The organism is Streptomyces actinomycinicus, from assembly GCF_016741775.1.
GTDB lineage: Bacteria > Actinomycetota > Actinomycetes > Streptomycetales > Streptomycetaceae > Streptomyces > Streptomyces actinomycinicus.
The window spans coordinates 116,381-125,446 of sequence record NZ_JAERRK010000027.1 but is presented as its reverse complement, the minus strand read 5'-3'; the positions used below and the strand labels follow the sequence as shown (position 1 = coordinate 125,446).

Genomic DNA, 9,066 nt, shown 5'->3' with positions numbered 1-9,066 from the left:
CGCTTTCCAGGTTCCCGCTCTCGCGTTTCCCTTTCCGGCGGTTCAAACTCTATCAAGCTTTTTCCGTCTCTCTGACCACCACTCCGCAGGCATGCAGAAGGAGATCCTAGATAGGATTTGATGAGTTTGAGTGCTGCCGAGCGGTCGCGCTTGCACGCCCTTCCGCCCCAGGCAGGAGTACGACTGTACACGGACGCTCGGAGCCCGTGCAAATCGACAGGGTTGGTGGTCTAGACCACTAGCTGGTAGCTTCCATACGGAACGACCGCTTCATCTGACATACGCTGCTGCTCAGTGCCGTCCGGGACTGCCAGTGACGGCCCGTGTGCAGCACGACTCCTTGGGAGGCTTCCCATGACCACCGTGACGTCCCCTCTTGCTGGACGGGCCATCGGACTGGCCGCAGTGCCGGATCCGGTCTTCTCCGGGGCCATGGTCGGCCCGGGCACCGCGATCGACCCCGACCGGGAGCCCTCCGAGGCGGTTGCGCCCGTGGACGGCGTCATCGTCTCGCTGCACCCGCACGCGTTCGTCGTCGTGGATGCGAGCGGGCACGGCGTCCTCACCCATCTCGGCATCGACACCGTCCAGCTCAACGGCGAGGGCTTCGAGCTGCTCGTCAACAAGGGCGACACCGTCACGCGTGGCCAGAGCATCGTGCGCTGGGACCCCACCGCGGTCGAGGCCGCCGGCAAGTCCCCGGTGTGCCCGGTCGTCGCGCTCGAAGCCTCGGCCGAGTCCCTATCCGACCTCCGTGACAGCGGGGACGTGAAGGCCGGCGACAGCCTCTTCTCCTGGAACTGACATCTGGGCCGTCGGACGACGGCGAGCAGGACAACCACCGCGGCGGCGGGACCCGCCGCACTATCGGAGACGGGTGAGATGGACACAACGCTGCGAGGCGTCGGCGTGAGCCATGGCGTGGCGATCGGCGAGGTTCGGCACATGGGTACGGCGGTGCTGGAACCGCCGGCCAAGCAGATCCCCACCGAAGAGGCGGAGCGGGAGCAGGGGCGCGCCCGTCAGGCCGTGGACGCCGTGGCCGCCGACCTGATGGCGCGCGGCAACCTGGCGGGGGGCGAGGCCCAGGCGGTGCTCGAGGCTCAGGCCATGATGGCCCAGGACCCCGAGCTGATGTCGGACGTGGACCGGCGGATCGCGGTCGGCAGCACCGCCGAGCGTGCCGTGTACGACGCCTTCGCGGCGTACCGGGAGCTGCTGGCCGGTGCGGGTGAGTATCTCGCTGGGCGCGTGGCCGACCTCGATGACGTGCGGAATCGTATCGTCGCCCGGCTGCTGGGCGTTCCGATGCCGGGTGTCCCGGACAGTGACGAGCCGTATGTACTCGTCGCCCGGGACCTGGCTCCTGCCGACACCGCGCTGCTGGACCCGTCCCTGGTCCTTGGTTTCGTGACCGAGGAGGGCGGTCCCACCAGTCACAGCGCCATCCTGGCTCGGGCGCTGGGTGTGCCGGCGGTCGTGGCTCTGCCGGGGGCCGGCGAGCTGGCCGAGGGCACGGTGGTGGCCGTGGACGGCAGCACCGGGGACGTCTTCGTGAATCCCGGCGCGGAGAAGAAGGCGGAGCTGCGGGCCGCGGCGGCCGAGCGGAAGGCCGCTCTGGCGGCTTCGACCGGTCCTGGCGCGACGGCGGACGGGCACAAGGTGCCGCTGCTGGCCAATGTGGGCGGGCCGGCGGACGTGCCCGCGGCCGTGGAGGCCGGCGCCGAGGGCGTGGGTCTGTTCCGTACCGAGTTCCTGTTCCTGGACGACAGCAAGAACGCTCCTTCCGAGGAGAAGCAGGTGGAGGCCTACCGGCAGGTGCTGGAGGCGTTCCCCGAGGGCCGTGTGGTCGTGCGTGTGCTGGACGCGGGCGCGGACAAGCCCCTGGAGTTCCTCACGCCCGCCGACGAGCCGAACCCCGCGCTGGGCGTGCGCGGGCTGCGGACGCTGCTCGATCACCCCGATGTGCTGCGCACGCAGCTGACGGCGCTGGCGAAGGCGGCCGAGGGGCTGCCGGTGTACCTCGAGGTCATGGCGCCGATGGTGGCGGACCGCCGGGACGCGAAGGCGTTCGCTGACGCCTGCCGTGAGGCGGGGCTCCGGGCCAAGTTCGGCGCCATGGTGGAGATCCCGTCGGCCGCGCTGCGGGCCCGTTCGATCCTGCAGGAGGTCGAGTTCCTGTCGCTGGGTACCAATGACCTGGCTCAGTACACGTTCGCGGCGGACCGGCAGGTGGGTGCGGTGTCGCGGTTGCAGGACCCGTGGCAGCCGGCGCTGCTCGACCTGGTCGCGCTGTCCGCGGAGGCGGCCGGGGCCGAGGGCAAGAGCTGCGGTGTGTGCGGGGAGGCCGCGTCCGACCCGTTGCTGGCCTGTGTGCTGACCGGTCTGGGTGTCACCTCCCTGTCCATGGGTGCGGCGTCGATTCCCTACGTCCGGGCGACGCTGGCGAAGTTCACGCTGGCGCAGTGCGAGCGGGCCGCGGCGGCGGCGCGGGCGGCGGACAGTGCCGAGGAGGCGCGCAGCGCTGCTCAGGCGGTGCTGTCCGGCGAGTAGGCCGTACCGGCGCCTCGGGGTGTCCGGTTGAGGGGCGTCCTGCCTTCGGGTGGGGCGCCCCTGCTGTGTCCGGGGCTCGCGTCGGGGTTTCAGTGGCGGTGGCCGGGTGTCCGTGTCCCCTCTCCGAGGTCCGGTGGTTCGCGGTAGTCGACGCCGGGTTCCGGGGGGATGAGGTCGCCGGATTCGGCGTCGGTGCAGTAGGCGTCGAACACCTCCGATGCCGTCAGTGGTTCCAGGGTGCCGCCGCGCAGTCGCCAGCCGTAGACACGGTCGGCCGTGCCGGGGGCGCTGGTGCGGATGACGAGGCCGCCGGGGCTGCGGGTGGCGAGGCCGAGTGCGAGGACGCTGGTGAATTCGAGGGCCTCCGCCTCGTCCAGTCGGGTCGGGCCGTGGGACTCCTGGTCGCCGTGGAGTACGGAGACGAGGGTGTCCGGCGGTCCTGAGACGGTGCAGACCAGGTGCCGGTCGCCGGGTGGTGCGGTGTCGAGGATGCGGACCAAGAGGTCGGAGGCGCGGGTGAAGCCTGCCCTGCCGATGTCCTCGCCGCAGGTCGGGCAGGGTCCCAGGCGGGTCAGGAGGGTGGTGGCGTACTCCCAGGTGGCATGACGTACGGCCGCGTCGACGAGGGTGGGCAGGAGGACATCGAGCGGGCGGCCGTCGTAGGGGATGGTGGGGCCGGTGGCCGCGAGTTCGGCGGTGAACCGGGTGCGGCTGGCCGTCGCTTCCGGGTCCAGGCCGGAGGCGGTGCAGTAGGCGGCGTAGTCCTCGGGGTCGAACAGGGCGAGTGTGGTGTGGGTGCCCTGGGCGGCGCGGCTCCTGAGGACGGTCTCCAGTTGGCGGAGGTAGGTCGCGTGGTCGTGGAAGGTGAAGCTGCGGTACCGCCGCATGGCGCGGAAGTCGTGTTCGTCCGTGAGCACGCCGATGGTGCCGGCGATCTCGCGGCGCAGGACGCGTCGCATGGTCTGGTGGTCGGTGTGCGCCATGATTCCCCCAATGCGCAGTCGATCAATGCTCACTCACCGTAACTGGCGGCACTGACAATGGGGGTGCCGTCGGTGCTCAGGATCGGGCGGAGGGGGGCGTCTGTGCAGGTCACTGTGGGGACGACGCTGGGGATGCGGGGTCGGCCCCGGACATCGCCGCGGGGTTCGGCGGGTCCGGGGCCGGTGCGGAGGGTGATGCTCCGGTGGGTGATGCGCTAGTGGGTCAGGCGCGCTTGCGGGCGAGTTCCTCGTAGAAGCCGAGCAGGGCGAGGTTGTCGATGGAGCCGGGGTTGACCGCCTTCTCCAGGGGGGTGCCCTGCAGCAGGCGCTTGACCGGGACTTCGATGCGCTTGCCCGTGAGGGTGTGCGGGATGCCGGGTACTTCGATGACCTCGTCGGGCACGTGGCGCGGTGAGAGCTGTTCGCGGATGGCCTGTTTGATCCGGTTCAGGAGTGCCTCGTCGAGGGCGGAGCCGGGGGCGAGGTGCACGAACAGTGGCATCCAGTAGCCGCCGTCGGGCTGTTCGATGCCGATGACCAGGGATTCCTTGATCTCGGGCAGGCGCTCGACGACCTCGTAGATGTCCGCCGAGCCCATGCGTACGCCTTGGCGGTTGAGGGTGGAGTCCGAGCGGCCGTGGATGATCACTGTTCCGCGTGAGGTGAGCGTGATCCAGTCGCCGTGGCGCCAGACGCCGGGGTAGGTGTCGAAGTAGCTGTCGTGGTAGCGGCTGCCGTCGGGGTCGTTCCAGAAGTGGATCGGCATGGACGGCATGGGGTTGGTGACGACCAGTTCGCCCACCTCGTCGACGAGTGGCTTGCCGCTGGGGTCCCAGGACTGCAGGTCGGTGCCGAGGCCGGGCGCCTGGAGTTCGCCGGTGTGGACGGGGAGGGTGGGTACGGCTCCGGCGAAGCAGGAGCAGACGTCGGTGCCGCCGCTGACGGAGGCGATCCACAGGTCTTCCCGGACCTCGTCGTGCAGCCAGCGGAAGCCGTCGGGCGGGAGGGGCGAGCCGGTCGTGGCGACGCACTGGATCTTGCTGAGGTCGTGGTCGCGGGCGGGGTGGACGCCGGCCTTCCGGCAGGCCATGACGTAGGCGGCGGAGGTGCCGTAGAGGGTGGCTCCGGTGCGGTCGGCGATCCGCCACTGGGCGCCGGTGTCGGGGTAGCCGGGGCTGCCGTCGTACAGGACGATCGTGGTGCCCGTGAGGAGGCCGGAGACGAGGAAGTTCCACATCATCCAGCCGGTCGAGGTGTACCAGAAGAAACGGTCCTCGGGGCCGAGGTCGCAGTGCAGGCCGAGCTGCTTGAGGTGTTCGAGGAGGATGCCGCCCTGGGACTGGACGATGGCCTTGGGCAGGCCTGTCGTGCCCGAGGAGTACAGCACCCAGAGGGGGTGCTCGAAGGGGACCTGTTCGAAGACGGGTTCCGCGTTCCCGGAGGTCAGCGCCGACCAGTCCAGTGCGCCGTCGGGCGCCTCGGTGCCCAGGAGCGGGATGTGGACGACGGCGCGCAGGGTGGGCAGCTCGCGGCGCAGTTCGCCGACGATCTCCCGGCGGTCGTGCTCCTTGCCGCCGTAGCGGTAGCCGTCGACGGTGAACAGGACGACGGGTTCGACCTGCTGGAAGCGGTCGAGGACGCTGCGGGCGCCGAAGTCGGGGGCGCAGGAGGTCCATACGGCACCGACGGCGGCGGTGGCGAGGAGGGCGACGACGGCCTGCGGGACGTTGGGCAGGTAGCCGCTGATGCGGTCGCCGGGGCGCACGCCGAGGGCCCGGAGTTCGGCGGCGAGGGAGCCGACCTGGCGGCGCAGCTCGGACCAGGTCACCGGCTGCGGTTCGTGGGTTTCGTCCACGTGGACGAGGGCGGGTTCGCCGGGGCGGTCGGCTGCGGCGCGCAGGGCGTGTTCGGCGTAGTTGAGGGTGGCTCCGGGGAACCACTGGGCGCCGGGCATGCCGCGGTCGCCGAGCACGCGCGTGCAGGGCGTGGAGAACCGTACGTCGAACCACTCCGTGACGGCTTTCCAGAACGTGTCCAGCTGGTCGACGGACCACCGGTGCAGGGCCGGGTAGCCGCCCTCGGCCGGTGCGCCGTGGTGTGCGGAGGCCCACGCCTGGAACCGGGTGATGCGGGCCTTGGCGATCCGCTCGGGATCGGGCTGCCAGAGCGGCTGGGGGTTCGCGGTCGACATTGAAGCGGCTCCCGGACTGTGCGCGTCGTGTGCGTCGGTGCGCGCACGGGCTGGGGTGTGCGCGTGACGCGGCTGACAGGGACGATGCCATGTGATCGACTTCTGCACCAGGGTGCGCTCCACATAGTCCATGTCATGAAGATGTGGTCTCAACACGGGTGAACGGCAGTTGAACGCCACGCGCGCGTGGGGCGCTCAGTGGCAGGGTGAGCAGCATGGACGGTCGTGACCTGGTGCGTTCGGTGAGTGTGGTGGGTTCGGGGAGGGCGGCACGGGGGTTGCGTACCGTACGGGCCGCGTGGCGCAGGAGGCGTGTCGACGCCGCAGGGCTGCCGCCGCGGGGGCCGGAGCGGGCCCGGGTGCCGGGGCAGGTGGAGGGTGTGGAGCCGGGTCCGGGGGGCGGTCTGATCCGGTTCAGCCGGTCGGAGCTGCGGATCGTGGTGGCGGTGAACGGGGCGGTCTTCTGGGGCTGGGACGGGGCCGGTCCGCAGCCTTCGTACGCCCTCGCGGGGGGTGGCCCGGAGCCGGATCCGCGGGTGGTGCTGGAGCCGGACAAGGACGGCGGCTGGCGGGTGGTGGCGGAGCGGGTGACGGTCGTCGTGTCGCGGCACGGCGCGGTCCAGGTGTGCACGCCGGGCGGGGTGACCCTGCGGCGGGATCTGCCGCCGCGCTGGTGGGAGCCGGTCGGCGGGGGCACGGCGCGGTGGATGCAGCGGTCGGAGGTGGCGGCGGACGCCCGGTTCTTCGGCCTGGGCGGGCGCGCGTCCGGGCCCCGGTTGCGGGACGGCGCGTACCGGCTGTGGAACACCGACCCCGGTCGTGCGTTCGGGCCCGGTGAGGATCCGCTGTACCTGACGATGCCGGTGCAGCTCGTGGTGGCGGACGCCGGCACGCATCTGGTGTTCCACGACACCACCTGGGACGGGACCGTGCTGCTGCGTGAGGGCGAGGAGGGTGCCGGGTCCGGGCACGACCGGGCGGGGCGCTGCGAGATGCGGATGGACGGCGGTCCGCTGCGCTGTTGGGTGATGGTGGGGACGCCCGCGCGCGTGCTGCACGCGTGGGCGTCGCTGACCGGTGCGCCCGCGTTGCCGCCCGCCTGGGCGCTGGGCCACCATCACGCGCGCTGGGGTTTCGGCAGTGAACAGGAGCTGCGCAGGATCCTCGCGGGCTACCAGGAGCACGGGCTGCCGTTGGACGCCCTGCACCTGGACATCGATCACTACGACGACCACCAGGTGTTCACCGTCGACCAGGAGCGGTTCCCGAAGCTGCCGGTACTGGCGCAGGAGCTGCGCCGGAACGGGACGCGGCTGGTCTCGATCGTGGATCCGGCGGTGAAGGCGGAGCCGGGCAACACCGTCTACGACAGCGGGTCGGCCGTGGACGCGTTCGTCCGGGACGGGCAGGGCCGCACGGTGCGCGGTGTGCTGTGGGCGGGTGAGTCGGTCTTCCCGGATTTCACGCACGCGCGTGTGCGCAAGTGGTGGGGAGGGCTCTACGAGGAGCGGCTGGAGCAGGGTTTCGCCGGGTTCTGGCACGACATGAACGAGCCGACGTCGTTCAACGCCTTCGGTGAGTCGACGCTGCCCCGTTCGGCCCGGCACGCCTTGGAGGGGCGCGGCGGCGATCACCGGGAGGCGCACAACGTGTACGCGCTCTGCATGGCCCAGGCCGGCTACGAGGGCCTGCGTGAGCTGGCGCCGCAGGAGCGGCCCTTCCTGTTCTCGCGGTCCGGCTGGGCGGGGATGCAGCGGTACGGGGGCACCTGGTCGGGGGATGTGGCGACGGGCTGGTCCGGGTTGCGGGCGTCGCTGTCGCTGGTGCTCGGGCTGGGGCTGTGCGGGGTGCCGTACTCGGGGCCGGACGTGGGCGGTTTCGACGGCAGTCCGTCGCCCGAGCTGTATCTGCGGTGGTTCCAGCTCGGCGCGTATCTGCCGCTGTTCCGCACCCACGCGGGTCTGCGGGCGGGGCGCCGGGAGCCGTGGGAGTTCGGGGACGCGGTGCTGGAACACGCGCGCGTGGCGCTGCTGGAACGCCGGCGGCTGCTGCCGTACTTCCTGACCCTTGCGCATCTGGCCCGGCGGACGGGTGCGCCGTATGTGCGGCCGCTGTGGTGGGGCGCGCCGGAGGACCGGGCGCTGCGCGACTGTGAGGACACGTTTCTGCTCGGCGACAGCCTGCTCGTGGCCCCGGTCCTCGCTCCCGGGGCCGACCGGCGTGCGGTGCAATTGCCGCGGGGCCGCTGGTACGACACCGCGACGGAGGAGGCCTATGAGGGGCCGGCCCAGGTCCTCGTGGACGCGCCGCTGTCACGGATACCGGTGTTCGCGCGCGCGGGTGCGGTGCTGCCGGTGCGCGGGGCCGACGGGGGGCTGGAGCTGGAGGTGTGGGCGCCCGCGCGTGGGCGCACGGGGGGTGGCCTGGTCGTGCCGGACGCGGGCGACGGCTGGGACGAACCGGAGATCGAGCGCTACGTCGCCCGTCGGCAGGACGGTGGGGTGGTGGTCACCCGGGGGCGGGAGGACGGCGTGGGTGAGCCTCCCTACCCGGTGCGCGTACGGGGGCTCGGCCGAACGGGCCAGCCTTACATGTAGCGGCCCTCGAACCACGCCTTGACGGCCACCGTGTGCAGCGGGAAGGCGAGTTCCTCGGGCCTGCGCAGCAGTTGCCAGCCCTCCGTCTCGTCCGTCGGGCCGGAGGCCGGCAGTCCGTCGGCCGGGCGTTCCGGCAGCAGCCCGAACAGCAGCAGATGCCCGTCGGGTGAACTCATGGCGTCGACGAGCCGCACGTCCCGCGCGGCTGCGTCGATCCCGGTCTCCTCCTCGAGTTCCCGCACGACGGCCTGCTTCCAGTCCTCCCGGTCGTCGATGTAGCCGCCGGGCAGGGCCTTGCCCCCGCGCGCGGGGGAGATGGTCCGGGTGATGACGACCAGGGCCGTTCCCTTGGTGTCGTACACGGGCTGGAGCGCGATGGCGACCGGCAGGGGGTTGCGGTAGGCGATGGTCCCGCAGGAGCGGCAGGTGCGGGGCCAGCCCGAGACGCCCTCTCCGTAGGGCGCTCCGCAGCTCGAACAGTGAGAGTCCGGAGCGGAGTTGGCAATCAGGTGCTGAGTTTCGGACACGCGCGGACTGTATCCGATCAGAGGAGGGACGTCTTCCGGCTGTGATGCGGCAAAGAACGATCCGGCTGCGAGGCGGCACAGAACGAGCGGAACCGGGAGAGGGCGGCCGGAATCACCCCCGTCGGTCCCGGCCGCCCCTCCTGTACCACGACGCCGTCCGGGGCCGTTCGGTTCACGGTGACGGCCTGCCCATTTGAACCGGCTCGTGGCAGACT

6 protein-coding genes are annotated in these 9,066 nt (G+C 71.5%); 3 read left to right on the top strand and 3 right to left on the bottom strand.

Features of this window, described 5'->3' with window-relative positions; genetic code table 11:
• Positions 1-354: 354 nt before the first annotated feature.
• Both JK359_RS34865 and ptsP read left to right on the top strand, forming a co-directional pair.
• Positions 355-804 carry a PTS sugar transporter subunit IIA gene (locus JK359_RS34865; protein WP_201843638.1) on the top strand — a complete coding sequence of 150 codons (450 nt, stop codon included), beginning with the start codon at positions 355-357 and terminating at the stop codon, positions 802-804.
• A 78-nt stretch (positions 805-882) separates the two neighbouring features.
• A complete protein-coding gene (gene ptsP / locus JK359_RS34860; RefSeq protein ID WP_201843637.1) occupies positions 883-2,553 on the top strand; it encodes a phosphoenolpyruvate--protein phosphotransferase in 1,671 nt (556 codons plus the stop codon).
• Positions 2,554-2,642: 89 nt separating this feature from the next.
• Here ptsP and JK359_RS34855 read toward each other — a convergent pair whose 3' ends face one another.
• Positions 2,643-3,536: a DUF8829 domain-containing protein gene (locus tag JK359_RS34855; RefSeq protein ID WP_201843636.1), complete on the bottom strand. Its 894-nt coding sequence runs from the start codon at positions 3,534-3,536 to the stop codon at positions 2,643-2,645.
• Positions 3,537-3,759: 223 nt separating this feature from the next.
• Positions 3,760-5,727, bottom strand: coding sequence for an acetoacetate--CoA ligase (locus tag JK359_RS34850; RefSeq protein ID WP_201843635.1), 1,968 nt, complete (start codon positions 5,725-5,727; stop codon positions 3,760-3,762).
• Positions 5,728-5,942: 215 nt separating this feature from the next.
• Between JK359_RS34850 and JK359_RS34845 the strand changes: the two genes are divergently transcribed.
• Positions 5,943-8,324, top strand: a complete 2,382-nt coding sequence (locus tag JK359_RS34845; RefSeq protein ID WP_201843634.1) for a glycoside hydrolase family 31 protein — start codon at positions 5,943-5,945, stop codon at positions 8,322-8,324.
• Here the strand turns inward: JK359_RS34845 and JK359_RS34840 are convergent.
• The gene (locus JK359_RS34840) at positions 8,315-8,851 is read right to left on the bottom strand and encodes an NUDIX domain-containing protein (protein WP_201843633.1); all 537 of its coding nucleotides are present in this window, start codon (positions 8,849-8,851) and stop codon (positions 8,315-8,317) included. The genes JK359_RS34845 and JK359_RS34840 overlap by 10 nt on opposite strands.
• Positions 8,852-9,066 lie beyond the last annotated feature (215 nt).

What these genes read in the sequence shown, in the direction of transcription:
- JK359_RS34845 (WP_201843634.1), top strand. Translation starts at nt 5,943, where the DNA reads ATGGACGGTCGTGACCTGGTGCGTTCGGTGAGTGTGGTGGGTTCGGGG.
- JK359_RS34850 (WP_201843635.1), bottom strand. Translation starts at nt 5,727, where the DNA reads ATGTCGACCGCGAACCCCCAGCCGCTCTGGCAGCCCGATCCCGAGCGG.
- JK359_RS34855 (WP_201843636.1), bottom strand. Translation starts at nt 3,536, where the DNA reads ATGGCGCACACCGACCACCAGACCATGCGACGCGTCCTGCGCCGCGAG.
- JK359_RS34865 (WP_201843638.1), top strand. Translation starts at nt 355, where the DNA reads ATGACCACCGTGACGTCCCCTCTTGCTGGACGGGCCATCGGACTGGCC.
- ptsP (WP_201843637.1), top strand. Translation starts at nt 883, where the DNA reads ATGGACACAACGCTGCGAGGCGTCGGCGTGAGCCATGGCGTGGCGATC.